The organism is Lentzea alba (assembly GCF_011067745.1).
GTDB classification, from domain to species: domain Bacteria; phylum Actinomycetota; class Actinomycetes; order Mycobacteriales; family Pseudonocardiaceae; genus Lentzea; species Lentzea alba.
In genome coordinates, this window is record NZ_JAAMPJ010000005.1 from 401771 (window position 1) to 424112 (window position 22342).

27 protein-coding genes are annotated in these 22342 nt (G+C 69.4%); 12 read left to right on the plus strand and 15 right to left on the minus strand.

From position 1 onward, the window contains the following. Nucleotides 1-9 precede the first annotated feature (9 nt). Both G7043_RS20895 and G7043_RS20900 read left to right on the plus strand, forming a co-directional pair. Nucleotides 10-2622 carry a glycoside hydrolase family 97 catalytic domain-containing protein gene (locus G7043_RS20895; RefSeq protein WP_166047780.1) on the plus strand — a complete coding sequence of 871 codons (2613 nt, stop codon included), beginning with the start codon at nucleotides 10-12 and terminating at the stop codon, nucleotides 2620-2622. Between the two features lie 94 nt (nucleotides 2623-2716). Continuing rightward, the gene (locus G7043_RS20900; RefSeq protein ID WP_242642470.1) at nucleotides 2717-3337 is read left to right on the plus strand and encodes a DedA family protein; all 621 of its coding nucleotides are present in this window, start codon (nucleotides 2717-2719) and stop codon (nucleotides 3335-3337) included. On the opposite strand, the gene G7043_RS20905 is transcribed toward G7043_RS20900, so the two are convergent. The 3 genes from G7043_RS20905 to G7043_RS20915 are packed head-to-tail and all read right to left on the minus strand — an operon-like array spanning nucleotide 3321 to nucleotide 5963. Beyond that, nucleotides 3321-3713, minus strand: coding sequence for a hypothetical protein (locus G7043_RS20905; RefSeq protein ID WP_166047784.1), 393 nt, complete (start codon nucleotides 3711-3713; stop codon nucleotides 3321-3323). The genes G7043_RS20900 and G7043_RS20905 overlap by 17 nt on opposite strands. A 3-nt stretch (nucleotides 3714-3716) precedes the next feature. Next, a complete protein-coding gene (locus G7043_RS20910) occupies nucleotides 3717-4832 on the minus strand; it encodes a hypothetical protein (protein WP_166047786.1) in 1116 nt (371 codons plus the stop codon). Between the two features lie 27 nt (nucleotides 4833-4859). Further along, complete coding sequence (locus tag G7043_RS20915) at nucleotides 4860-5963, minus strand: NAD(P)-binding domain-containing protein (protein WP_166047788.1); 1104 nt, start codon at nucleotides 5961-5963, stop codon at nucleotides 4860-4862. Nucleotides 5964-5984: 21 nt separating this feature from the next. On the opposite strand from G7043_RS20915, the gene G7043_RS20920 reads away from it, so the two are divergent. The 5 genes from G7043_RS20920 (at nucleotide 5985) to G7043_RS20940 (ending at nucleotide 9758) form a co-directional block, all read left to right on the plus strand. Next, nucleotides 5985-6752 carry a hypothetical protein gene (locus tag G7043_RS20920; RefSeq protein WP_207311446.1) on the plus strand — a complete coding sequence of 256 codons (768 nt, stop codon included), beginning with the start codon at nucleotides 5985-5987 and terminating at the stop codon, nucleotides 6750-6752. Between the two features lie 7 nt (nucleotides 6753-6759). Next, nucleotides 6760-7788, plus strand: coding sequence for an LLM class flavin-dependent oxidoreductase (locus G7043_RS20925; RefSeq protein ID WP_166047790.1), 1029 nt, complete (start codon nucleotides 6760-6762; stop codon nucleotides 7786-7788). A 337-nt stretch (nucleotides 7789-8125) separates the two neighbouring features. Next, on the plus strand, nucleotides 8126-8653 hold the full coding sequence (locus G7043_RS20930; RefSeq protein WP_166047792.1) for a hypothetical protein: 528 nt from the start codon (nucleotides 8126-8128) through the stop codon (nucleotides 8651-8653). A gap of 11 nt (nucleotides 8654-8664) precedes the next feature. Then, nucleotides 8665-9132, plus strand: coding sequence for a thioredoxin-dependent thiol peroxidase (bcp, locus tag G7043_RS20935; protein ID WP_166047794.1), 468 nt, complete (start codon nucleotides 8665-8667; stop codon nucleotides 9130-9132). Nucleotides 9133-9431: 299 nt separating this feature from the next. Continuing rightward, complete coding sequence (locus G7043_RS20940; protein WP_242642471.1) at nucleotides 9432-9758, plus strand: DMT family transporter; 327 nt, start codon at nucleotides 9432-9434, stop codon at nucleotides 9756-9758. Nucleotide 9759: 1 nt separating this feature from the next. On the opposite strand, the gene rdgB is transcribed toward G7043_RS20940, so the two are convergent. Further along, on the minus strand, nucleotides 9760-10359 hold the full coding sequence (gene rdgB, locus G7043_RS20945; RefSeq protein ID WP_166047798.1) for an RdgB/HAM1 family non-canonical purine NTP pyrophosphatase: 600 nt from the start codon (nucleotides 10357-10359) through the stop codon (nucleotides 9760-9762). Then, on the minus strand, nucleotides 10356-11120 hold the full coding sequence (gene rph / locus G7043_RS20950) for a ribonuclease PH (protein ID WP_166047800.1): 765 nt from the start codon (nucleotides 11118-11120) through the stop codon (nucleotides 10356-10358). Before rph ends, rdgB begins: the two co-directional genes overlap by 4 nt. Nucleotides 11121-11169: 49 nt before the next feature. On the opposite strand from rph, the gene G7043_RS20955 reads away from it, so the two are divergent. Continuing rightward, nucleotides 11170-11664: a DUF2231 domain-containing protein gene (locus G7043_RS20955; protein ID WP_242642472.1), complete on the plus strand. Its 495-nt coding sequence runs from the start codon at nucleotides 11170-11172 to the stop codon at nucleotides 11662-11664. Here the strand turns inward: G7043_RS20955 and G7043_RS20960 are convergent. Genes G7043_RS20960 through G7043_RS20975 form a run of 4 tightly spaced genes read right to left on the minus strand, consistent with a single transcriptional unit; the run spans nucleotide 11622 to nucleotide 14179 of the window. Further along, nucleotides 11622-12038 (minus strand): OsmC family protein, encoded by a 417-nt coding sequence (locus tag G7043_RS20960; protein WP_166047804.1) that lies wholly within the window; start codon nucleotides 12036-12038, stop codon nucleotides 11622-11624. The genes G7043_RS20955 and G7043_RS20960 overlap by 43 nt on opposite strands. Continuing rightward, complete coding sequence (locus G7043_RS20965) at nucleotides 12035-12802, minus strand: MBL fold metallo-hydrolase (RefSeq protein ID WP_166047806.1); 768 nt, start codon at nucleotides 12800-12802, stop codon at nucleotides 12035-12037. The genes G7043_RS20960 and G7043_RS20965 overlap by 4 nt, the downstream gene beginning before the upstream one ends. Before the next feature lies 1 nt (nucleotide 12803). After that, nucleotides 12804-13553, minus strand: coding sequence for a glutamate racemase (murI, locus tag G7043_RS20970; RefSeq protein ID WP_166048264.1), 750 nt, complete (start codon nucleotides 13551-13553; stop codon nucleotides 12804-12806). 11 nt (nucleotides 13554-13564) lie between these two features. Further along, on the minus strand, nucleotides 13565-14179 hold the full coding sequence (locus tag G7043_RS20975) for a rhomboid family intramembrane serine protease (protein ID WP_313887995.1): 615 nt from the start codon (nucleotides 14177-14179) through the stop codon (nucleotides 13565-13567). Nucleotides 14180-14211: 32 nt separating this feature from the next. Here G7043_RS20975 and G7043_RS20980 point away from each other — a divergent pair, with 32 nt between their 5' ends. Next, the gene (locus tag G7043_RS20980; protein WP_313887996.1) at nucleotides 14212-15072 is read left to right on the plus strand and encodes an SMP-30/gluconolactonase/LRE family protein; all 861 of its coding nucleotides are present in this window, start codon (nucleotides 14212-14214) and stop codon (nucleotides 15070-15072) included. A gap of 9 nt (nucleotides 15073-15081) precedes the next feature. Here G7043_RS20980 and G7043_RS20985 read toward each other — a convergent pair whose 3' ends face one another. Both G7043_RS20985 and G7043_RS20990 read right to left on the minus strand, forming a co-directional pair. Beyond that, the gene (locus G7043_RS20985) at nucleotides 15082-15765 is read right to left on the minus strand and encodes a response regulator (protein WP_166047812.1); all 684 of its coding nucleotides are present in this window, start codon (nucleotides 15763-15765) and stop codon (nucleotides 15082-15084) included. Beyond that, nucleotides 15744-17057, minus strand: coding sequence for a sensor histidine kinase (locus tag G7043_RS20990; protein ID WP_313887997.1), 1314 nt, complete (start codon nucleotides 17055-17057; stop codon nucleotides 15744-15746). The genes G7043_RS20985 and G7043_RS20990 overlap by 22 nt, the downstream gene beginning before the upstream one ends. Before the next feature lie 114 nt (nucleotides 17058-17171). Between G7043_RS20990 and G7043_RS20995 the strand changes: the two genes are divergently transcribed. Next, a complete protein-coding gene (locus G7043_RS20995; RefSeq protein ID WP_313887998.1) occupies nucleotides 17172-17918 on the plus strand; it encodes an ABC transporter ATP-binding protein in 747 nt (248 codons plus the stop codon). Between the two features lie 12 nt (nucleotides 17919-17930). Next, nucleotides 17931-19862 carry an FtsX-like permease family protein gene (locus tag G7043_RS21000; RefSeq protein ID WP_166047815.1) on the plus strand — a complete coding sequence of 644 codons (1932 nt, stop codon included), beginning with the start codon at nucleotides 17931-17933 and terminating at the stop codon, nucleotides 19860-19862. A 66-nt stretch (nucleotides 19863-19928) separates the two neighbouring features. On the opposite strand, the gene G7043_RS21005 is transcribed toward G7043_RS21000, so the two are convergent. The 3 genes from G7043_RS21005 to G7043_RS21015 are packed head-to-tail and all read right to left on the minus strand — an operon-like array spanning nucleotide 19929 to nucleotide 21598. Beyond that, nucleotides 19929-20879 (minus strand): PLP-dependent cysteine synthase family protein, encoded by a 951-nt coding sequence (locus G7043_RS21005; protein WP_166047817.1) that lies wholly within the window; start codon nucleotides 20877-20879, stop codon nucleotides 19929-19931. 7 nt (nucleotides 20880-20886) lie between these two features. Further along, nucleotides 20887-21159 carry a MoaD/ThiS family protein gene (locus G7043_RS21010; RefSeq protein WP_086661215.1) on the minus strand — a complete coding sequence of 91 codons (273 nt, stop codon included), beginning with the start codon at nucleotides 21157-21159 and terminating at the stop codon, nucleotides 20887-20889. Between the two features lie 28 nt (nucleotides 21160-21187). After that, nucleotides 21188-21598: a Mov34/MPN/PAD-1 family protein gene (locus G7043_RS21015; protein ID WP_045310223.1), complete on the minus strand. Its 411-nt coding sequence runs from the start codon at nucleotides 21596-21598 to the stop codon at nucleotides 21188-21190. A 78-nt stretch (nucleotides 21599-21676) separates the two neighbouring features. On the opposite strand from G7043_RS21015, the gene G7043_RS21020 reads away from it, so the two are divergent. Then, entirely contained in the window at nucleotides 21677-22102 is a 426-nt protein-coding gene (locus tag G7043_RS21020; protein WP_166047819.1) for an SRPBCC family protein, read from the plus strand. Here the strand turns inward: G7043_RS21020 and G7043_RS21025 are convergent. After that, nucleotides 22080-22331 (minus strand): hypothetical protein, encoded by a 252-nt coding sequence (locus G7043_RS21025; protein WP_166047821.1) that lies wholly within the window; start codon nucleotides 22329-22331, stop codon nucleotides 22080-22082. The two genes, G7043_RS21020 and G7043_RS21025, sit on opposite strands and share 23 nt — an antisense overlap. Between the last annotated feature and the right edge of the window lie 11 nt (nucleotides 22332-22342).

Sequence of the window (22342 nt, forward strand, 5' to 3'; positions counted from 1 at the left end):
GGACTGGACATGCGATTGTCTACCGTGCGCCTGCGCGCGGCGGGAGCACTCGTCATCGCCCTGACAGCGGGCGTCACAACCCCAGTAGCAGCAGCGCAAACCGCCGTCTGGCCCAAGGCCGTGGTGACCGTGCCGAACGGGGTGCCGACGCTGTCGGTGACCCGTGGCGGCACCACCGTCCTGGAGCCGAGCCCCCTGGGCGTGGCGACGGAAAGAGCGGATCTTTCCACCGGTCTGCGGTTGACTGGACGGACCGAACGACGCGTGGTCGAGCACTACACGGCCTCGTCCGGCAAGCAACGTCAGCGCACGGTGATGCACAAAGAGGAGCGCTACAGGTTCGCCGGTGCCGCCCGTCTGGACCTCATCGTGCGGACCGCGCGTGACGGCGTCGCCTACCGCTACGAGCTGCCGGCGGGCCTGGGCAACGTGCTGCGCGAGACGTCCGCGTTCGTCGTGCCGTCGAGTGCCACCGCGTGGATCGCCAAGTACCGGCGTGACTACGAAAACCCGTTCGTGGAGACCAACGCGGTGAACGCCGAGACCGCGGAGTACCTGCATCCGGCGCTGTTCGAGACGAACGGCGTGTACTCACTGCTCACCGAGTCCGCTGTGGACGGTCGGCACTCCGGTGCGCGGCTCGTGCACACGGCTGGGTCGTCGTCGTACGCGATCAAGTACTGGGACGAGAAGGTGCTCGTTGACGGCGCGTGGCAATCGCCGTGGCGCACCGCTGTTGTCGGTTCCCTGGCAGACGTGTCGTCTTCGACTCTCGTGGACGACCTCGCACCGCGGTCAAAGGTGCGCGACACGTCGTGGATCGAGCCCGGCAAGGTGTTCTGGAGCTGGCTCGCCGGTGGCCGCGAGGCAGGTCAGAGCCTCGCGATGCAGAAGCAGTACGTGGACTACGCGGCTGCGCACGGCTGGCCGTACGCGCTGGTCGACGCCGGCTGGTACTTCGACCCGAACTGGGACTACGACCCGACGTGGGAGCAGACGTCGTGGATCCCGCAGCTGGTCTCCTACGCCCGCGCTCGCGGGGTGAAGATCCACCTCTGGATCCACTACGACGAGCTCGACACGCCCGCCGAGAGCGCCGCCCGGCTGGCGTTGTTCGAGAAGTGGGGCATCGCGGGCGTGAAGATCGACTTCATGGACTCCGACGGCCAGGACCGCTACCGCTGGTACGACCGGATTCTCGCGGAGACCGCCCAGCACCACCTGCTGGTCAACTTCCACGGCTCGACGATCCCGCACGGCATTCACCGCACGTGGCCGCACGTCATGACGATGGAGGCCGTACACGGCGGTGAGAAGTCTTCCGGCCTCACCGGAACACACCTGACCGCCTTGCCGTTCACGCGCGGTGTCGTCGGTGGCATGGACTACACGCCGTTGGCCTGGCACCGCCCGTCACGCACCACCTCCGACGCGCACGAGCTGGCGCTGACCGTGATCTACGAGTCGGGCCTCGCGAACCTCGCCGGACGTCCCGAGGACTACGCCGCACGACCTGTCGCCGAGCGGTTCGTCGACCAGGTGCCGACGGCCTGGGACGAGACCCGGTTGCTGTCCGGCCGTCCCGCGGACCACTCGGTGTTCGCGCGACGGTCCGGGGACCGGTGGTTCCTCGGCGGCGGCTACTCCGGTGCGGCGCGGACCGTTTCGGTGCCGTTCTCGCTGCCGTCCGGGCGCTGGCTGGTGGAGATCACGCGTGACGGTCCCTCCGGTCTCGTGCGCGAGTCACGGACCGTGCGTTCCGGGGACGTGCTGACGCTGGACGTGGCGGCCAACGGCGGTTTCGCCGCTATCGCCTGCCGTGCGGGCTCACGCACGTGTGAGCGGCCAGTGTCTGCTGTGCCTTCGACCTCGGTCTCGGCTTCCGCTCGTGGGTTCACCGTGACCGGACTCTTCACCACTCGCACGGACGTGCGCGGCGTGACGCTGGCGCCGCGCGTGCCCGCGGGGTGGTCGGTGCAGGGTTCTCCCGTCTCTGCCCGGGTCGTGCGTCCGGGGCAGGCGTTGTCGGGCTCCTGGACCGTCGTGCCGCCCGCTCAGCCTTCGTCGTACGGCTACTTCGACATCCCTGTGGTGGCGTCGTTCAACGGCGGTGTGGAGTCCGAGAAAACCGCTCGGGTGCACCTGGTGCGGCCGCTTTCGGACTCCTGGTCCTATTTGAGCGATCGACCGTGGGTGTCGGCGACCGGCGGTGACGGTCCCGTCGAGAAGGACCTGACGAACGGCGGCACCGCGGCCGGTGACGGCCGGGGCATCGCTCTTCGCCGGGTGACCTACGGCAAGGGCCTCGGTACTCATGCATCGTCCGAGATCACTTACGCACTGGGTTCTGGTTGCACCGGTTTCGCCGCATCGGTCGGCGTCGACGACGAGGCCGGCCTGGACGTCGCCCGGCAACGAGTCGGCGGCACGGTGTCGTTCCAGGTGCTCGGTGACGGCGTGGTCCTGGCCGACACGGGCCTGCTGGGCGTGCGCACCCCGGCCCGCGATCTGGCCGTGGACGTGACCGGCGTGAGCACTCTCACGCTGCGCGTTCTGGACGGCGGCGACGGCTCCCAGAACGACCACGCATCCTGGGCCGACGCAAGGATTCGCTGCTCCTAGTGGTTTTCCCCGGAGATGGGGTGGGGTTTTCCCCACCCCATCTCTGCGGTTCACCCCAATGTCCCCGGTCCGTCCAATCCGTACCTTGGACCCCATGAACTTGGTCGACTGGGTCACCGACCTGATGCAAACGGCCGGCGCACCCGGAGCGGCCCTGGCCATCGCTCTGGAAAACCTGTTCCCGCCGCTGCCGAGCGAGGTCTTCCTGCCCCTGGCCGGCTTCACCGCGGCCCAGGGCAAGATGTCGCTGCTGGCCGCCATCGGATGGACCACGTTCGGCTCCGTGGCGGGCGCGGTACTCCTGTACTGGCTCGGCGCCCTGCTCGGCCGCGACCGGGTTCGCCGCATCGCCTCCCGCATGCCCCTGGTCCGCGTGTCCGATGTGGACAAGACCGAGGCCTGGTTCCTGCGCAACGGTTACCGCGCCGTCTTCTTCGGCCGCATGATCCCGGTGTTCCGCAGCCTGATCTCGATCCCGGCCGGCATCGAACGAATGCGCTTAGCCCCGTTCCTCGCCTACACCACCGCGGGCAGCCTGATCTGGAACACCGCCCTGATCCTGGCGGGCTACCTGCTGGGCGACAACTGGCACCTGGTCGAGGACTACGTGGGCCTGGCCTCCAAGGCGGTCCTGGCACTCGCGGTGATCGTGGTGGCCGTCTTCGTGGTCACCCGCCTGTCGAAGCGCAAGACAGCCGCTACCAAGCGTCCTTGAGCAACGGCGGTCCTTCCTCGTCGTCCTCGTCCGCCACCGGCGTCACCGGTGCCGGCCGCGTCAGCACCGCCTCGATCGCCTCGACGTCGAGGGACGCGACACCGGCGAGATGCTGGTCCAGAAAGGCCTGCGCCTGCTCCAGCGACCACTCCTGCGCGGCCTCCGGGGAGTCGCGGAACCGCTCGGCCTCGGCCTGCAGCTCGTCGATCCAGCCCTCGACCACCCAGCCGGTCGTCAGCAGCTCGCGCGGTTCGGCACGGCCGGCCACGACCTCCTTGGCGAAGTCCGCGAGCACCCCGTCACCCGACGCCGCCAGGATCCGGAACTCGGTGAGGCGGGCCTGGCGGCCCACCGAGGTGTCGAACGGGTTCAGCACGACTCAGACCCCCGGATGGTCGTAAGGAGCACAAGGCCACCGCGCCGCCACGACCTCGCCCTGTCCCTTGGCCGCCGCCACGATCCCCGAGAACTCGTGGGCGGTGGCGAAGATCAGGTCGGTGAGGGCGGTCGCCTCCCCCGCCCACACCTTCACGGCCTTCAGGAGGTCCTTGAAGTCCCCGGTCCCCGTCGCGAAGTCGAGCGCCTCGTCGACAGCCGCGGCGATGGTCGCCCGGATCGAGTTGATCTTCTTCAGCGAGATCAGTTCGCCGACCAGGTCGACGAGCGTGCCGAGCGCGGTCTCCAGCGACTTGGCGCGGTGGTAGACGGCCTCGGCGAGGTTGCGGATCTTCTCGGCGGCCTCACGGCAGTACGTGGCGTGCTCGCGGCAGGCTCGGGCGTACTCGTCGAGCCAGTTCTCGGCGGCCGCGGCGGCGTTGCCGTCCCAGGCCGACTGGATGTTGAAGCGGCCGCGGTCGATGTTCGTGGCGATGTGGTCGAAGGCCTTGCCGGTGTCGGCGATGATGAGGCCCTCGCGGTGGATCGCGTTCCAGTCGCCGGACACGAGCAGCGCGGCGCGTTCGAACGGGTTCCAGTGCGTGACGGTCTCGAGGAGCATGCCGATCTTCGCGCCGGTCGAGACGAGGTCGCCGAGGGCGTCGAGCCGCTCCTCCAGGTCCACTGGCCAGCCCAGGTCCTGTTCGAGGTCCACCGAGGTCGGCGGTTGGTAACCGCTCACGTCGTGCACGTCGCCGAAACCGCTCTGGGTCACCTCGCACGGCAGCGAGGAGCGCTCGCGGTCGACCGACGTGACAGGCCGGTACGTGCCGTCGAGGCGTGCTTCGACCGAGTTGTCGGTCGCCACGTAGAACGCGGCGGTGTCGCGCAGCTGCAGAGCCGAGTTCCCCGCCAGGCTCAGCGCCTGCCGGGTGTTGGCGTGGGCGTAGTAGCGCAGGTAGACGAGCTGGTTGCTGATCAGCTCGAAGAAGCCGTCACCCTGGTCGGAGAGCGCGTTGTGCTCCAGTGCCGTCAGGTAGCCGGCGATGCCCTGGCTTTGCCGTTGCACCAACTGCCCCAGCCCGGCGACGGCCGCGGGATCGACCTTGAAAGAGCCCACCGCCGCATCCTGGCACCCCGAACGGCGTCAGGTGGCGGAAACCCGTTGACCCAGGTAGCCCATCAGCTCGCGCACCGCGCTGCGTCCGGCCCGGTTCGCGCCGATCGTGCTGGCGGAAGGCCCGTAGCCGACGAGGTGGATGCGTGGATCGGCGACCACGCGCGTGCCGTCGACCTGGATGCCGCCGCCAGGAGCACGCAGGTGCAACGGCGCGAGGTGGTCCAGGTCGTGCCGGAACCCGGTGGCCCACAGGATGACGTCGGCGTCGAAGTGCTCACCGGAAGCCCAGACGACACCATCACGCGTGATCCGGTCGAACATCGGCTTGCGGTCCAGCACACCGGACGCGATGGCGACGCGCGTCGCCTCGTTCAGCGCCAGCCCGGTCACGCTCACCACGCTGCGCGGGATCAGCCCGGCGCGGACGCGTTCCTCGACCATGCCGACGACCCAGCGGCCGTAGTCCTCGGTGAACGGTCCCTCGCGCCACACCGGCTCGTGGCGGGTCACCCACCGCGTCTCCTGTGCAACTGGGGCGATCTCCATGAGCAACTGCGTCGCCGACGCACCACCGCCCACGACCACGACCCGCCGGCCGGCGAACGACTCGGGCCCCTGGTAGTCGGCGGTGTGCACCTGACGGCCCCGGAACGTCTCCTGGCCGGGGTAGTACGGCCAGAACGGGCGGCGCCACGTGCCGGTCGCGTTGATCAGGCCCCGCGTGGTCCAGACGCCGTCGGAGGTCTCGACCTTCAGCAACGCGCCGTCGTCCAGCACCTGCGTGACGTTCACCGGCCGCACCACCGGCAGGTCGAACAGTTGCTCGTAGCGGGCGAAGTAGGACGGGATCGCCTCGTTCGCGCGCTCTTCCGGCGCCGGCTGCTCGAACGGCATGCCGGGCAGCTCGTGAATGCCGTGCACGGTCCTCATCCGCAGCGAGGGCCAGCGGTGCAGCCACGCGCCACCGGGCGAGGAGTTCGCGTCCAGCACGACGTGGTCGACGTCGCGCTTGCGCAGGAAGTACGAGGCGGACAGGCCTGCCTGTCCGGCGCCGATCACCACCACATCCGTCACGTCATGGTCAACCGAAAGCGCGCTCCGGTCCGTGCCCCCGTGTGACGAACGAGTCATTCACCGCTAACTTCCGGCAGCGTGCACCTAATCCTGACGCTGGCGATGATCGCCGGAGCGCCCGCACCCGTCGAACCCGCGCCCACCCCGTCCGAGTCCTACGCGGTCTACGACCGGATCACCCACCGCCTCACCGGCAAAGATGTGCACAAGCCGATCAGGTCCGCCTCGCTGGTGAAGATCCTGATCGCGATCGAGCAGTTGGAGACGCGCGGTGACGACCCGCGCATCGAACCGATGCTGCGCTCCAGTGACGACAACGCGGCGAGCGAGCTGTGGGTCGAGAACGGCTGGGAACAGCTTGTCGTGCGCACGGCCGAACGCATCGGCCTTGAGGACACGCGTCCGCCGGAGCGGCGCGGCATGTGGGGCTACACGGCCGTGAGCGCGTCCGACGTCGTGAAGACCTATCGCTACGTGCTGGAGAAGGCGAAGCCGTCGGTCCGGCGCACGATCATGGGGCACCTGCAGCGAGCGACGAAGTGCGCCTCTGACGGTTTCGACCAGTCGTTCGGGCTGCCGTCGGCCACCTTCAAGCCTGCGTTCAAGCAGGGCTGGTCGGGCTTCGGCGACCCGGAGGAGCCGTGCGTCGCGAAGCGACGCCCGCGCCTGCTGCTGGACGCGGACGAGCCGGAGCTGGACCTGAAGTCGCCTGCCATGCACACGTCCGGGACGTGCCTGTTCAGCATCGTCGCGGTGCTGACCCTGCACCCGGAGGGCACCACCTGGCAGCAGGCCTCGAAACGAGTTACCCGGGTCACGGAAGAAGTCACCAAGTATCGGTGTTGATCGATGCATGAGCCGTCTGAGTGAGATCCCGCTGTCCGTTCTCGACCTCGCCCCGATCACGTCGGGATCGGACGCCACGACCGCGCTGCGGAACTCGCGGGAACTCGCTCAGCAGGCCGAACGACTCGGCTACCACCGCTACTGGTTCGCCGAGCACCACAACATGCCCGGCATTGCGTCCTCCGCGCCCGCCGTCCTGATCGGGCACATCGCGGACGCGACGTCGACCATCCGCGTCGGTTCGGGCGGCGTCATGCTGCCCAACCACGCCCCTCTGGTGGTCGCCGAGCAGTTCGGCATGCTCGAGGCGCTGCACCCCGGCCGCATCGACCTCGGTATCGGCCGCGCGCCCGGCACCGACCAGAAGACCGCGCGGGCGCTGCGGCGCACCGAGGCCGGTCTCTCCGCGGAGAACTTCCCGCAGGAGCTGACCGAGTTGATCAAGTACTTCGAGGGCACCGCGGAGCTCAACGCCGTGCCCGCCGCCGGCAACAAGCCGCCGATCTGGCTGCTCGGCTCGTCCGGCTACAGCGCGCAGGCCGCCGGGATGCTCGGCCTGCCGTTCGCGTTCGCCCACCACTTCAGTGCGCAGAACACGCTGCCGGCGCTGGAGCTGTACCGGCGGCACTTCCGGCCGTCCGAGGTCCTCCAGGAGCCCTACGCGATGGTGTGCGCCTCGGTGATCGTGGCCGACACCGACGAGCACGCCCGCTACATCGCGGGCCCCGGCGCGCTCTCGTTCGTGCGGCTGCGCCAGGGCCGCCCGGCGCCACTGGCCACGCCGCAGGAGGCCGCGGACTACCCGTACACCGAGATCGACGAGCTGGTGATCGAGGACCGGATGGCCACCCAGATCATCGGGTCCCCCTCAACGGTCCGCGCCGGACTCGACGAGTTGATGGAGTCGACGGCCGCCGACGAGCTCATGGTGACGACGATCGTGCACGGGCACGAGGACCGGCTCCGTTCCTTCGAACTGCTCAGCGATGTGGCCGAACGGATGCCGTCGATGGGCCGTTCAGCCGCACATACGTGAGTCGGCCAGGCGTGACCTTCACGTTTCGTACGACTGACGCTGGTCTGAACGGGTGATAAACAGCTCCGCTTGTAGCGCCAGACACACCGTGGGCGATGATCGGTGTGAGCGCGCACGCCCCCCGACGCGCTCCCTAGCTTCTCCAAGCGGAAGAAGCCGCTGGACGGCGTGGGGCCGGCGCACTCTGTGGCGCCGCCCACGCCGCCCATCACGAGACGGCCACGGCCTGGCACCAGGTCCGCGTCAAGGCCCCTTTTCGGTCCCCACCACCCCTTCGGCACCGTCACAGTTGACGGGAGTCGTTCACACCCACCGCCGGGGTGGGAAAGGGGAGTTCGTGAAGTTCGCCAAATCGGCCGCGGGCCTGTGCCTGCTGCTGGCCGTGGCGGGATGTGCGGGCCCCAGCGTCGCCGTCACCACGGACGAGAACCTGACCGTCGAACAACGTGCCGAGACGCCCAGCGCGTCCGGCGCCGCCGCTTTCGGCACCCAGCGCGTGTGGGCCTCGGGCCTGTCCGTCGTGGTGTCCGCGCCCAGATCCCTGTCACCGTCCGAGACGGCCATCCCGCCCGCCAAGCGCACCGCGGTCTTCACCATCACGGTCTACAACGGTTCCAAGGCGTCCTACCGCCCGTCCCAGCTCTCCGTGCGCGCGACGGCGAACGGCGACCCGGTCCCCGAACTGGTCGACTCCGTGCAGGGCCTCAACGGCCTCGCCGCGGCCGTGGCGGAACTGCCGCCGGGCCGCGACACCCAGATCCAGCTGGCGTTCGCGGTGTCCGAGCAGCCGGTGCAGATCCAGCTGAGCATCCAGCCCGGTGGACAGGGGCAGGACGCCGCCACGCTCTTCGAGGGCCAGGCCTAGTCTCTTCAGGCATGACCAGTCGTCTCGAGCCCGGCGACACCGCGCCCGCGTTCACGCTGCCCGACAGCGAGGGCAAGCCGGTGTCCCTGTCCGACTACCTCGGCAAGTCCGTGGTCGTGTACTTCTACCCGGCCGCGAGCACGCCGGGGTGCACCAAGCAGGCCTGCGACTTCCGCGACAGCCTCGCACAGCTGGGCGACCTCGGCTACGCCGTCGTCGGCATCTCGCCCGACAAGCAGGAGAAGCTCGCCAAGTTCCGCGACGCGGAGGGCCTGACCTTCCCGCTGCTCGGCGACCCGGACAAGTCCGTCCTGGTCGAGTGGGGCGCGTTCGGCGAGAAGCAGAACTACGGCAGGACCGTGCAGGGCGTGATCCGCTCGACGTTCCTCGTCGGCCCCGACGGCAAGATCGTCAAGGCCATGTACAACGTCCGCGCCACCGGCCACGTCGCCAAGCTGTTGCGCGAACTCCCGGCCTGAATTTCCACCGAACGTGATGCCGCCCGCCGCAAGTCTTGCGGCGGCGGCCCCTTCCTCGGGTATGGTCGAGGTGAGGGCGTGCAACAAATGCCGCCCCTTGTTCCGGTGAGGGTGATACACCGTGTGTCGCTTGACGGCACCTCGCGGTCCCGACATCCCGTCTGATTTCGTCTTGCGCGTCCACTTTCCCACGCGCGGCGGTTGACCTGGGCGTTTGAGCCCTGTCGTCCGTTCGTACTCAAACACGCATGCGTCCGGCTGCGTGCATTTCGTGCTGGGAAAATTCAATGCTCAAATGGATGTTGCTGACCGTGGCCGTGGGCGCGGAAGTTTTCGCAACCCTTTGTCTGAAGTACTCCGACGGTTTCACGAAACCGTGGCCGGTCGTCGGTCTCGGCGCCGGGTTCCTCACCGCTCTGTACCTGGAGTCGGTGGTGATCCGGATGGGCCTGCCGGTCGCCATCACGTACGCGATCTGGGCCGGCGCGGGCATCGCGCTGGTCGCCATCACCAGCCGGGTGCTGTTCTCCGACCCGCTGAACCTCGCGATGCTGGGCGGCATGGCCCTGATCGCGGCGGGCGTGTGCGTGGTGTCGGTCGCGTCCCACGCACACGCCGCAGCGTGAACTAACCCAGCTTGCGCAGGTACGGGACCAGCAGCTTCAACGCGCGGCCGCGGTGCGACTCCGCGTCCTTCTCCTCGGGCGTCATCTCCGCCGAGGTGATCTCGTAGCCCTCGGGCACGAAGATCGGGTCGTAGCCGAAGCCGCCGGTCCCGCGCCGCGCGCGCAGCAACGTGCCGCGCCACTCACCGCGCACGACGACCTCCTCGCCGCCGGGCACGACCATCGCCACGACCGACACGAACGCCGCACCACGGCGTTCGTCCGGCACGTCGCCGAGCTGGCCGAGCAGCAGGTCCAGGTTGGCGTCGTCGTCGCCGTGCTTGCCGGACCACCGCGCGGACAGCACGCCGGGCATGCCGTTCAGCTCGTCGACGGCGAGCCCTGAGTCGTCCGCGACCGACACGAGGCCGGTGGCCGCGGCGGCGTCGCGGGCCTTGGCCAGCGCGTTGCCCTCGAAGTCGGGCGCGGTCTCGGGCGCCTCGGGGAACTCCGGCACGTCGGACAGCGACAGCACCTCGATGCCGTCGAGGCCCTCGGCGACCACGATGCGCTGCAGCTCGCGCAGCTTCTTCGCGTTGCGCGAGGCCAGCAGCAGCTTCATCGCTTGCTCGCCTTGGGCTCCGGCAGCACGCCGGGGTACGGCTCGGCCAGCGCGGCGGCCTGCAGGCGGTTGAGCTCGGCGCACCCGAGCAGCGCCACGTCCAGCATGCGGTCCAAAGTAGACCGGGCGAACGTCGCGCCCTCACCGGTGCCCTGGACCTCGATCAACGTGCCGGCGTCGGTGGCGACGACGTTCATGTCGACCTCGGCCCGCGAGTCCTCTTCGTACGGCAGGTCGAGCCGCACCCGTCCGTCGACCACGCCGACGGACACGGCGGACACCGCGCACGACAGCGGCGACGGGTCGGCCAGGCGTCCGGCCGCGCCCAGGTACGTCACCGCGTCGGCCAGCGCCACGTAGGCACCGGTGATCGCGGCGGTGCGGGTGCCGCCGTCGGCCTGGATGACGTCGCAGTCGATGACGATGGTGTTCTCACCGAGCGCCGCCAGGTCGATGCAGGCCCGCAACGAGCGCCCGATCAGGCGCGAGATCTCGTGCGTGCGGCCACCGATGCGGCCCTTCACCGACTCGCGGTCGCTGCGGGAGTGCGTGGCGGACGGCAGCATCGCGTACTCGGCGGTCACCCAGCCGAGACCCGAGCCCTGACGCCAGCGGGGAACGCCTTCGGTGACACTCGCGGCGCACAGCACGCGGGTGTTCCCGAACTCGATCAGGACCGAGCCCGCGGGCCAGGTCTGATATCCACGCGTGATCCGGATGTCACGCAACACGTCATCGTTTCGGCCGTCGCTTCGCACCACGGGCCCTACCCTAATGAACCCTGCGGAGCGTGATGGCGTAGGGAGAGACATGCTGACGATCGACGGTATTCCGCTTCATCCGTTGCTGGTCCACGCGGTGGTCGTGCTGCTGCCGCTCGCGGCGCTCAGCTCGGTCGCGATCGCGCTGGTTCCGAGCTGGCGGCGCAAGTACGCGTGGCCCGTGCTCGGCGTGACCCTGGCGGGCGTCGCGGCGGTTCCGGTGGCCAAGCAGGCCGGTGAGGATCTGATGGCCACGCTCGAAAGCCGGGTCGGGCCCAACCCGGCCATCCAGACGCACGCCGACCTCGGCACCACGCTGCTGCCCATCGCCCTCGGCTTCGGGGTCGCGGTGATCGCGTTGCTGGTCGCGGGTCGGCTCGCGGACCGGGAGCGCGGGGCCGAGGCACCCACCACGAAGACGTGGCGGGTGATCTCAGTCGTGGTGTCCGTGCTGGTGGTGCTGCTCGCGATCGGCACCGTTTACCAGACCGTGCGCGCCGGTCACAGCGGGTCGGAAGCGGTCTGGAGCGGCATCGGCAGCTGAAGTGGTGCCGTCGCCGACTGCTTCAACGTCCGCGTGACCGTGCAGAACTGCTCCACGGCGCGCCGGACGACGGTTTCGAGTGCCTCCGGGTCGTCCACGGAGGACAGGTCGTACGAGAGCGTCACCGGGATGGAGATCACCTCGTTGCCGCTCTCGGACTGAACCGCGTCCGCGACGGCGGTGAGCTGATCACCGCCCGTCCGGCGCAGGATCAGGGTTTCCGACGTCACCATCGCGCACCCCGCGGCGGCCGCGACGAGCAGTTCGACCGGGCTGAACGAGCCCTCCTGACCCTTGCGCCCGATCCGGACCGACGCGCCACGCTCGTTGGAAGCGACGAACTCGTGCTCGCCGACGCGCTCCAGCTTGATCATGCCTGCTCCCCCACCTCGTACCGGCCGCCTTCTACGACCAGCTCACACGGCCCGCCGAACGCCGACTTGGCCTCCCTCAGCACGTCCTCGCGCGACGTCCACGGCGGCACGTGCGTGATCAACAGCCGACCGGCACCCGCCCGCGCGGCGAGTTCGCCCGCTTCCAACCCGGACATGTGCAGGCCTTCCACCCGATCGGGGGCATGCGTCCAGCTCGCCTCGCTCAGCAGAACGTCGACGCCGGACGCCAGCTCGTCCAGCGCGGGGCACGGCCCGCTGTCCCCGGTGTAGGCCAGCGACACGTCACCGCAGGAGATCCGGAACCCGTAAGCCTCGCAAGGGTGCGCCACCAGAGCGGACTCGACGGTGAACGGTCCGATTCGGACGGTGGACCCCAGCTCGTGGAAGTCGAAGACGTCGGCGAAGTCCAGCGACGAACGTTCCACCTCGTTGGGCGCGTAGGCGGCGACGAACCGCGACGGGGCCTCGGCGGGCGCGTAGACCGGCAGCACCTCGGCCGGCGGCGACGGGTGGTACTTCCTGGCCACGTAGAGGGAGGACACGTCGATGCAGTGGTCCGGGTGCAGGTGCGACAACACCAAGGCGTCCATCGAGAACAGCGGGCGTTCCTCCTGGAACCGCGACAGCACCCCGTTCCCGAACTCCAGCGCCAGCGTGAACCCGTCGGCATCGAGGAGATAACCCGACGCCGCGGCGCCGGGTCCGGGAATGCTGCCGGAGCAGCCGAGCACGGTCAGCAGCACATCAGCCCCATTGTTCAAAGGTAGGCAGGAACCGGGCCGCCAGCTTCGCGAACCGCTCGGGCGGACCAGTGCACGTCACCCGGTGGACGGGTGGGTCGGCGGCGAAGTCGTCGCGCTCGGTCAGCAACCGCACGACGTCCTTCACCGTCTCCTCCGCGCTCGACACCAATGTCACAGCCTCGCCCATGACGATCTGGATCACGCCCGTCAGCAACGGGTAGTGCGTGCAGCCCAGGACCACCGTGTCGACCTCGGCGCGTTGCAACGGCTCCAGGTACGCCTGCGCCAGCCCGAGCACCTGCCGTCCGGACGTGATGCCGCGCTCGACGAAGTCGACGAACCGGGGGCACGCCGCCGCCGTCACCGTGACGTCGCGCGCTGCCTGGAAAGCGTCTTGATAGGCGTGCGAGTTGATCGTGCCGACCGTGGCGATCACGCCGACGCGTCCGCTGTGGGTGGTCCGCACCGCTCGGCGCACGGCGGGCAGGATCACCTCGACCACCGGGACGTCGTAGCGCTCACGGGCGTCGCGGAAGCACGCGGCGGACGCGGTGTTGCACGCGATCACGAGCATCTTCGCGCCCTCGTCGACCAACCGGTCGCAGATCTCCAGCGCGTGCTTGCGCGCCTGTGCGATCGGAAGTGGCCCATAGGGACCGTTCGCCGTGTCGCCGATGTAGTGCACCGACTCGCCCGGCAACTGGTCCATGATCGCGCGGGCGACGGTGAGGCCGCCGACGCCCGAGTCCATGATCCCGATCGTCACGGCGTGAATGTAGCCGGTGCTCTGCTGGTGCGGCGGTTGTCCCTCGACACGCCCCACGCGGCCAGAACGCCACCGATCGCGCCGAACAGGTGGCCTTCCCACGACACGCCCGGCTGACCGGGCAGCACACCCCACAGCGCCGCGCCGTACAGGGCGAACACGCCGACCGCGATCAGCAGTTGCAGCCACGACCGCGCGAAGATCCCGCGCACCAGCAGGAACGCGAGGAACCCGAACACCAGCCCGGACGCACCGATGTGGCTGCCGGGGCTGCCGAACACCCACACGCCCAGCGCACTCGTCAACCAGACGACCACGGTGACCTGGAAGAACTGCTTGAGCCCACCCGAATTCGCGAGGAACCCCAGCAGCAGCAACGGAACCGCGTTGCCGGTGAGGTGGCTCCAGTCGCCGTGGATCAACGGCATCCACAGCAGGTTGTCCCACTCGCTGAAGTCGCGCGGCCGTACGCCGTCGCCCTCCAGCGAGCCACCGGTCGCGACGTCGAAGGCCTCCACGACGTAGAGGAAACCGACGAACCCGAAGACGACCAGCAACGACAGCACTGGATGCGGCGGAATGACCCGTTTCGCGAGGGCGGTGCGGTCCACGCCTCCAGCGTACGTGGCCATAAGCTGATGTGGTGTCGATCGAAGTAGCGGTACGCGCATCGGCCCAGCTCGGCGAGGGGCCGACGTGGGACCACAGCAGCTCCACGTTGCTGTGGGTGGACATCCTGGCGTCCGAAGTGCATCGGTACGCCCCCGCGCGTGACGACGACGCCGTGCTCGTGCTGCCTCAGCACGTGGGCGCCGCGAAACCGCGCGCGATGGGCGGCATCGTCTGCAACCTGCGCGACGGCATCGCCCTGGTCGACCGCGACGGCACCAAGAGCTGGCTCGTCTACTGGGCTCGCGAGGGCGTGCGCGGCAACGACGCGGGCGTCGACCCGTCGGGCCGGCTGTGGGCCGGCACCATGCGCTACGACCAGGCCGCGGACGAGGGCTGGCTCGCCAGGATCACCGGCGAGGGCGCCGCGAAGGTCATGGTGGACAAGGTGAACACCAGCAACGGCGTCGGCTGGAGCCCGGACGCCACGCTGATGTACTACGTCGACACCCCGACGCGGCGCATCGACGTCCTCGACTTCGACAACGCCACCGGCACCGTCGCGAACCGCCGCCCGCTCGCCCACGTCGGCAACACCGACGGCTGGCCGGACGGACTCTGCGTGGACGCCGACGGTTGCGTGTGGGTCGCGCTGTGGGGTGGCCGCGCCGTGCGTCGCTACACGCCGTCCGGTGAGCTCGACCGCGAGATCGAACTGCCGGTGGACAACCCGACCGCGTGTTGCTTCGGCGGTCAGGACTTCACCGACCTCTACGTCACGTCCGCGCGTGTCGGGCTGTCCGACCAGGCGTTGATGGACCGGCAGCTGAACGGCTCGGTCCTGGTGCTCCCGGCTCTGGGCGCAGGCCTTCCGGGCGTCGCCTTCAACGGCTGACCGTTCCCGTCACGGGCTGTTCAGCTGGGCTCCGTCGCGCAGATAGGTGAGTGTCGCGAGCACCCGCCGGTTGCGATCATCACCAGGCGTGAATCCCAGCTTGGTGAAGATGTTGCCGACGTGTTTGTTCACGGCGGCCTCGGAGACCACGAGTTTCCCGGCGATCGCGGCGTTGGAGTACCCCTCCGCCACCAGGCCGAGGACCTCGCGCTCGCGGTTCGACAAGGTCGCCAGTGGGGTGCGGCCGCGTTTCAGCAGTTTGCGCACGACCTCCGGGTCGATGACCGTCTCGCCCGCCGCTACCCGGTGCAGGACGGAGACGAACTCACCGACGTCTCCGACCCTGTCCTTCAGCAGGTAACCGACGCCGCTTCCGCCGCCGGAGTCCAGCAGGTCGGAGGCGTAGCTGGGCTCCACGAACTGGCTCAGTGCCACCACCGGGAGGTCCGGGCGGTCCTGGCGCAGCTGCACCGCTGCCCGCAGGCCCTCGTCGGAGAAGCCGGGAGGCATCCGGATGTCGGTGACGACGAGGTCGGGGGCGTGTTCCGCGACCGCCGCGACCAGCGCTTCCGCATCGCCCACGGCGGCCACCACGTGGAAGCCGAATCTGTCGAGCAGGGCGGAGAGTCCTTCCCGCAGCAGCGCGCCGTCCTCGGCCAGGACCGTGCGGATCACCTCTTGCCGGGACCGCATGGGAACTCCGCTCGCACGATGGTCGGTCCGCCGACGGGACTGGACAGGGACAAGGTGCCACCGATGGCCGCGACCCGGTCTGCCAGGCCGGTGAGGCCGGTGCCACCGCCGACGTCCGCACCGCCGCAGCCGTTGTCGGTGACCTCCACGGTGAGGACGTCGCGCCGGACCTTCGCCGCGACCTGGATTTCGGTGGCACCGCTGTGTTTGCTCGAGTTGCTCAGCGACTCGGCGACTACGAAGTAGCCCGCGCTTTCCACTGCCGCCGACGGTCGCTGCGGGATGGCGCAGTCCACCCTCACCGGGGTCACCGAACGATCCGCCAGCTCCTGCAACGCGGCCGGCAGCCCCAGATCCGACAACGCCTGCGGGTGAATCCCGTGGATGAACTCCCGCAGCTCCGTCAGCAGCAGCTGGGCCTGCTCGTGAGCGTTGGCCACCGATTCGGTGCCGGGAGCGTCCGGCGGCATCTCCACCTTGGCCAGGCCCAGCTGCAGGATGAGACTGGTCAGGCGTTGCTGAGCGCCGTCGTGGAGGTCCCGCTCGATCCGCCGTCGTTCCGCCTCGAACGCGTCGACCAGTCGTCGCCGCGACTGGGACACCTCCACCAGCTCGGTTCTCAGCTGGTTGCCGCCGGACAGCAGCCTTCTGGCCGCCGCTGCCTGGAGTCCGGCCGCGCCGGCGACCAGGTACAACGTCACGGGGAACAGCGCCACGCCCAGGAGTGAGTACGGCAGCGCTTCTCCCACCGTGCTCGCCTGTCCGAAGCCGAGTGCGAGGGGCCTGTCCGGCCTGACCAGCAGCGGGCTGATGATCAGTGAGATCACCGTCGTCATGGCCAGGACGAGCGCCGCGTTCGGCAGCGCCGCCAGCGTCACGACGGCCAGGTAGGCGAGTTCCCGCCAGGTCGCCGGCTCGGTGTACCGGCGGTGCAGCCAGCCGATCCAGCCTCCTCGCGTGGTGACGTGCGGGCTGGGCGCCGGTTCGGCGTGCACCAGCAGCAGGCGCAGCCGTTCCACCTGCGCCACGGGCAGCGCCACCAGCGGTCCCGCCGCCACGATCAGCACCAGCCCGCTCAGCCCCGCCAGCACCACCTCGCCCAGCGCGACCGGCTCGGGTCCGGGCAACCGGAGAACCAGGTACACCCAGGGCAGGCACAACGCGGCGACCGGAACGCCGGCCAGCATCGCCACGACCGGCGTGCTCAGCACGTACGACAGGCCGCGCCACGGCCAGCCGGTCAGCAGAAACCGGCGGAGCGCCATCGACTCCCAGATGGTGCGCACGGACACGACGTCCACCGTAGCCAAGATCGACACCGGAGACCGGAGGTAGAGGTTCTGCTACCTCCAGCACGGCAGTTGAGAGCAGTGACGGCAGCTGCCTCGCGCGGTTGGCTGGTGACCGTGTTGGATCACAGACTCGCGACCCGTTCGGCCGTGGAACTGCATCAGGTGACGCGGCTCTACGGAGCCGAGGACACCGGCGTGGCCGCGCTCGACAACGTCAGCCTGAGCTGCCCGGCTGGTACGTGGACCGCCGTCATGGGCCCGTCGGGTTCCGGCAAGTCCACGCTGCTGCACTGCGCCGCCGGTCTCGACCGGGTCACCAGCGGTCGTGTCCTGCTCGCCGGCCGTGACATCACCGCGGCACCGGACAGCACGCTCACCGAGCTGCGCCGCCGCACGATCGGCTTCGTGTTCCAGAACTTCAACCTGATCAGCTCGCTCAGCGCCGAGCAGAACGTCGCGTTCCCCTTGAAGCTCGCCGGGGCGCGAGTGTCCAAAAGCGACGTTCGCCGGGTCCTGGCCGGCGTCGGGCTCGCCGACCGTGCGGGTCACAAGCCGCGCGAACTCTCCGGTGGCCAGCAGCAGCGGGTCGCCATCGCTCGCGCGATGATCTCGCGTCCCGCCGTGTTGTTCGCCGACGAACCCACCGGCGCGCTGGACTCCCACTCCGCGAAGGTGGTCCTCGAGTTGCTGCGCGACCTGGTGCGGACGGCAGGCCAGAGCATCGTCATGGTGACCCACGACCCCGCGGTCGCGGCCGGCGCCGACACGGTGGTGTTCCTGGCCGACGGCCGGATCGTCGACCGTGTGGACAGGCCGACCACCTGGGACGTCGCCGAACGGCTCGCGCGGCTGGAGAGCTGAACCGTGTTCCAGATGTCGTTCAGCACGTTCCGGGAACGGTGGGAACTGTTCATCGGAGCCGTTCTCAGCGTGGCCGTCGGTGTCGCTCTCGTGCAGGCCTCGCTGCTGGTGCTGGCGGCCACGGGCGAACCTCGGATCCCCGCCGGGTTGTCCCGCCAGGCCGAGGACAAGATCCGTGAGGGGTTCGTCGCCGCCGCGACCGTCATGGGCATGACCGCGTTCCTCGCCATGTTCCTCGCGGTCTTCATCGTGAGCTCCACGTTCAGCTTCACCGTCGCGCAGCGCCGCCGCGACCTCGCCCTGCTTCGTCTCACCGGTGGCAGCCGCACCCAGCTGCGAGTGTTGCTGCTGTCGGAGTCCCTTCTGCTCGGCCTGGTGGGATCCGCGCTGGGCGTGCCGTTCGGGGTGCTCGCGAAGTCCGCACAGACGTGGCTGCTCGTCGAGATCGGCCTGGTGCCGGAAGGTTTCACCGCTCCGTGGCGACTGTGGGCCGTGATCGTCTCCGGTGTCGTCGGCGTCGGCGTGGCCCTGACGGGCGTGTTCACCGCCTCGCTGCGAGCGGCGCGGATCCTGCCGCTGGAGGCGTTGCGGGAGACGGGCGAGGCCGCCAGGGTGATGACCCCGTCGCGGTGGTTCTTCGGCTTGTCCTTCGCGGCCTGCACCCTCGCCGTGGTGACGTGGGCACAGGGCGCCAACCTGATCGGCGCGATGATGGCGGCCCTCGGCATCTCGATGTTCGGCGCGGTCGCCATGAGCTTGCTGAGTCCTCTGGTCGTGCCGTTCCTGGCGTGGCTGTTCGGGGTGCTCGTGCCCGGCAGCACCCTGGTCGGGCTGGCGCGGGCCAACCTGCGGGACGGGGTGCGGCGCAGTGCCGCGACCGCCTCCCCGTTGATCGTGCTGGTCTCGCTGCTGCTCGGGCTGGCCGGCACCTTCGGCTCGCTCTCCGCCGCCGGCGGTGAAGAGGCGAAGCGATCCCTGAACGCCCACCTCGTGGTGACCTCGACCGGCGAGGAGGCGGAACGGCTGCCGGGAATCGAGGGCGTGGCCGTCGCGTCCCGGCAGAACGCCGTGGACATCACGATCACCACGCAGAAGACGCGAAACCAGCGAGTGATCACCAGGAACTTCTACAGCGGGATCGTCGCGGTGGACGCGGCCGACTACGCCCGCACGCACACCTTGCCCCCGGCGAGAGGCGACCTCACGGCGCTGACCGGCGACACCGTGTTCACCGGTCCTGCCCGCAACGCCGACCGGATCGACCCCGGCGAGGTGCTCCTGGCCGAGGCAGGCGGACAGCCGCTGCGGCTGACCGTGGTCGGCGGCCTGCCGGAGACGCTCGAGACGGGGGACAGCTTCCTGGTCCCGCGCCAGGCGTTGCCCAGGCAGGTGTGGGCGGGCGCGCCGACCGAGACCGTCGTCCAGCTCGCGCCGGGGCAGGACCCCGACGACGTCGCGAAACGGATCGAGCAGGCGGGCTTCGGTCAGGTTCGGACGGTGTCCGACTGGGCGGTCGCCCGTGCCGGCGACGCCCAGGACGGCAACGTCAAGATCCTCACGGTGCTGATGGGACTCGCCGGCCTCTACGCGCTGATGGCCGTGGTGAACGCGGTGGTCATCGCCGGTGCCGAACGCCGCCACGAGTTCGCGGTCGCGAGGGTGACTGGGCTGACCAGGCCGCAGGTGGTCCGCTCGGCGGTGGTCGAGGCCGTCGCGGTGGCGCTGATCGGCCTGGTGCTCGGGTGCGTGGTGGCCGGAGCGGGCCTGGTCGGGATCGGCGGCGCCGTGCGCAAGACGATCGGCACCACAGTGGTGTTCGTCCCCTGGCTCCTGCTGACCATCACTGCGATCGGCGCGATCGCCGTCGTCGCGGTGACGTCCGCGATCACCGCGGCCATGGCGACCACGGCCCGACCCGTATCCCAGGTCACGACGAAAGAGTGATGAGGGGAGCTTTCATAAACCTGAGGTTTATGAAAGCTCCCCTCATCAAGAACGCAGGAGGGTGGGTTACGCCCAGAGGTGGCCGTCCAGCCGGGCCGCCGCCTCGTCCAGGGTCCCCGCGTAGGCGCCGGTGGACAGGTACTTCCACCCGGCGTCCGCCACGATGAACACGATGTCGGCGCTCTTCCCCGCCGTCTCGGCCTTCTGCGCCGCGGCCAGCGCGGCGTGCAGGATCGCGCCGGTCGAGATGCCGGCGAAGATCCCCTCGCTCTCCAGCAGCTGCCGGGTGCGGCGCAACGCGTCGTAGGAACCGACCGAGTACCGCCCGGTCAGCACCGACTCGTCGTACAGCTCCGGCACGAAGCCCTCGTCCAGGTTCCGCAGGCCGTAGACCAGCTCGCCGTAGCGGGGTTCGGCGGCGATGATCTGCACGTCCGGCTTGGCCTCGCGCAGGTACCGGCCGACGCCGACCAGTGTGCCGGTGGTGCCCAGGCCCGCGACGAAGTGCGTGATCGTCGGCAGGTCCTTGAGGATCTCCGGGCCGGTGCCGCGGAAGTGCGCGTCCGCGTTCGCCGGGTTCCCGTACTGGTAGAGCATGATCCAGTCCGGGTTCTGCTTGGCGAGCTCCTTGGCCGTGGCGACGGCCTGGTTCGACCCTCCGGCGGCGGGCGAGAACACGATCCGCGCGCCGTACGCCTGCAGCAGCTGACGCCGCTCGGTCGAAGTGTTCTCCGGCATCACGCACACCAGGCCGTAGCCCTTGAGCTTCGCGGCCATCGCCAGCGAGATACCGGTGTTGCCGGACGTCGGCTCCAGGATCGTCGCGCCGGGACGCAGCACGCCGTCCCGCTCCGCCGCCTCGATCATGGCCAGCGCGGGCCGGTCCTTGATCGAGCCGGTCGGGTTGCGGTCCTCGAGCTTCGCCCAGATGCGCACGTTCTCGGACGGCGACAGCCGCGGCAGGCCCACCAGCGGTGTCCCGCCGAGCGCGTCCAGGAGCGAGTCGTAGCGGGCCATCGGAAGATCAGCCGCCCGCGACGGCCGGGAGGATGGTGACGTTGTCGCCGTCCTTCACCGCGGCCTCGAGGCCACCGGAGAAGCGCACGTCCTCGTCGTTGACGTAGACGTTGACGAAGCGGTGCAGCGCACCCTCCTTGACCAGGCGGGCCTTGAGGCCGCCGTGGTTGTTCTCCAGGTCGTCGATGACCTCGGCGAGCGTCGCGCCGCTGGCGGACACCGACTTCTCGCCCCCGGTGTGGGTGCGCAGGATGGTCGGGATCGACACGGTGACGGCCATGATGGTTCTACCTCCGGGGAAATGCGACTCAGGACTCGATGATCTTGACCGGTTCCTCGGTCACGACACCGTCGACGATGCGGTACGACCGCAGCTCGTACTCGATCGGATCACGCGTGGAGACCAGCACGTAGTGCGCCTGGGGCTCGTTCGCGAACTTGATGTCCGTGCGGGACGGATAGGCCTCCGTCGCGGTGTGCGAGTGGTAGATGACCACCGCTTCCTCGTCGTTGGCCTGCATCTCGCGGTACACCTTGAGCTGCTCGGCGGCGTCGAACCGGTAGAACGTCGGCGACCGCTCCGCGTTCTCCATCTCGATGATGCGCTCAGGGCGATCGGAGCCCTCCGGCCCCGCGATCTGCCCGCACGCCTCGTCGGGATGGTCACGGCGCGCGTGAGCCACCATCGCGTCCACCAGGTCACGGCGAATCACCAGCACGTGCTCAATCCTACGGGCTGGCGGAAGTTGTCTCGGTATGCGAGATAACACCGAACGCACCTGGTTTAACCTGGCCAAATGCGGTTCACGAAGGAGATTGTGCTCAACCAGCCGATCGAGCGCGTGCGGGTGCTCACGTCCGACCCGGCGCACGTCCACGAGTGGCAGCCGGACCTGGTCAGCATCACCCAGCACAGCGACACTCCGGGCGCGGCGGGCTCCACCGCGACGCTCACGTACCGGAAGTTCACGCTGGAAGAGACCGTGCTCACCGCGAACGCCGACGAGCGGACGTCCCGCTACGAGACGCGCCGCATGATCCACACGATCACCAACCGCTACCGCGCGATCGACGACCGGCACACGTTGCTGGTGTGCGACAGCGAGATCGAACTCACCGGTCTGCTCAAGCTCGGCCGGAAGGTCCTGGAGAAGTCGCTGCGCGAGCAGTCCGAGCGCAACCTCGACAACTTCAAGGCCTTCATCGACAGCGCAACGCCCTGACCAGGCACCACGTCGCGGCAGCCAGTGCGCCGAGCCGGAACACTCCTCCACGGCGTTCCTGCTCGGACAGGGAGGCCCACTCGGCGACTTCCACCGCGGCCGCCACCGTGGTGGCGCCGAGGGCGACGCGCAGCAACGCGGTGTTGCGGCCGTGCAGCGGATGACGGCGGACGGGCGGCGGCACGAGTTCGGCGACGACTCCGGCCGCCTGGTCGATCACATCGGTCATGCCGGGCGGGT

Coding starts and splice junctions, on each gene's coding strand:
- G7043_RS20895 (WP_166047780.1), top strand. CDS start 10: ATGCGATTGTCTACCGTGCGCCTGCGCGCGGCGGGAGCACTCGTCATC.
- G7043_RS20900 (WP_242642470.1), top strand. CDS start 2,717: ATGAACTTGGTCGACTGGGTCACCGACCTGATGCAAACGGCCGGCGCA.
- G7043_RS20915 (WP_166047788.1), bottom strand. CDS start 5,963: ATGACTCGTTCGTCACACGGGGGCACGGACCGGAGCGCGCTTTCGGTT.
- G7043_RS20925 (WP_166047790.1), top strand. CDS start 6,760: ATGAGCCGTCTGAGTGAGATCCCGCTGTCCGTTCTCGACCTCGCCCCG.
- bcp (WP_166047794.1), top strand. CDS start 8,665: ATGACCAGTCGTCTCGAGCCCGGCGACACCGCGCCCGCGTTCACGCTG.
- G7043_RS20940 (WP_242642471.1), top strand. CDS start 9,432: ATGTTGCTGACCGTGGCCGTGGGCGCGGAAGTTTTCGCAACCCTTTGT.
- rdgB (WP_166047798.1), bottom strand. CDS start 10,359: ATGAAGCTGCTGCTGGCCTCGCGCAACGCGAAGAAGCTGCGCGAGCTG.
- G7043_RS20955 (WP_242642472.1), top strand. CDS start 11,170: ATGCTGACGATCGACGGTATTCCGCTTCATCCGTTGCTGGTCCACGCG.
- G7043_RS20960 (WP_166047804.1), bottom strand. CDS start 12,038: ATGATCAAGCTGGAGCGCGTCGGCGAGCACGAGTTCGTCGCTTCCAAC.
- murI (WP_166048264.1), bottom strand. CDS start 13,553: ATGGACTCGGGCGTCGGCGGCCTCACCGTCGCCCGCGCGATCATGGAC.
- G7043_RS20985 (WP_166047812.1), bottom strand. CDS start 15,765: ATGCGGTCCCGGCAAGAGGTGATCCGCACGGTCCTGGCCGAGGACGGC.
- G7043_RS21000 (WP_166047815.1), top strand. CDS start 17,931: ATGTCGTTCAGCACGTTCCGGGAACGGTGGGAACTGTTCATCGGAGCC.
- G7043_RS21005 (WP_166047817.1), bottom strand. CDS start 20,879: ATGGCCCGCTACGACTCGCTCCTGGACGCGCTCGGCGGGACACCGCTG.
- G7043_RS21010 (WP_086661215.1), bottom strand. CDS start 21,159: ATGGCCGTCACCGTGTCGATCCCGACCATCCTGCGCACCCACACCGGG.
- G7043_RS21020 (WP_166047819.1), top strand. CDS start 21,677: ATGCGGTTCACGAAGGAGATTGTGCTCAACCAGCCGATCGAGCGCGTG.
- G7043_RS21025 (WP_166047821.1), bottom strand. CDS start 22,331: ATGACCGATGTGATCGACCAGGCGGCCGGAGTCGTCGCCGAACTCGTG.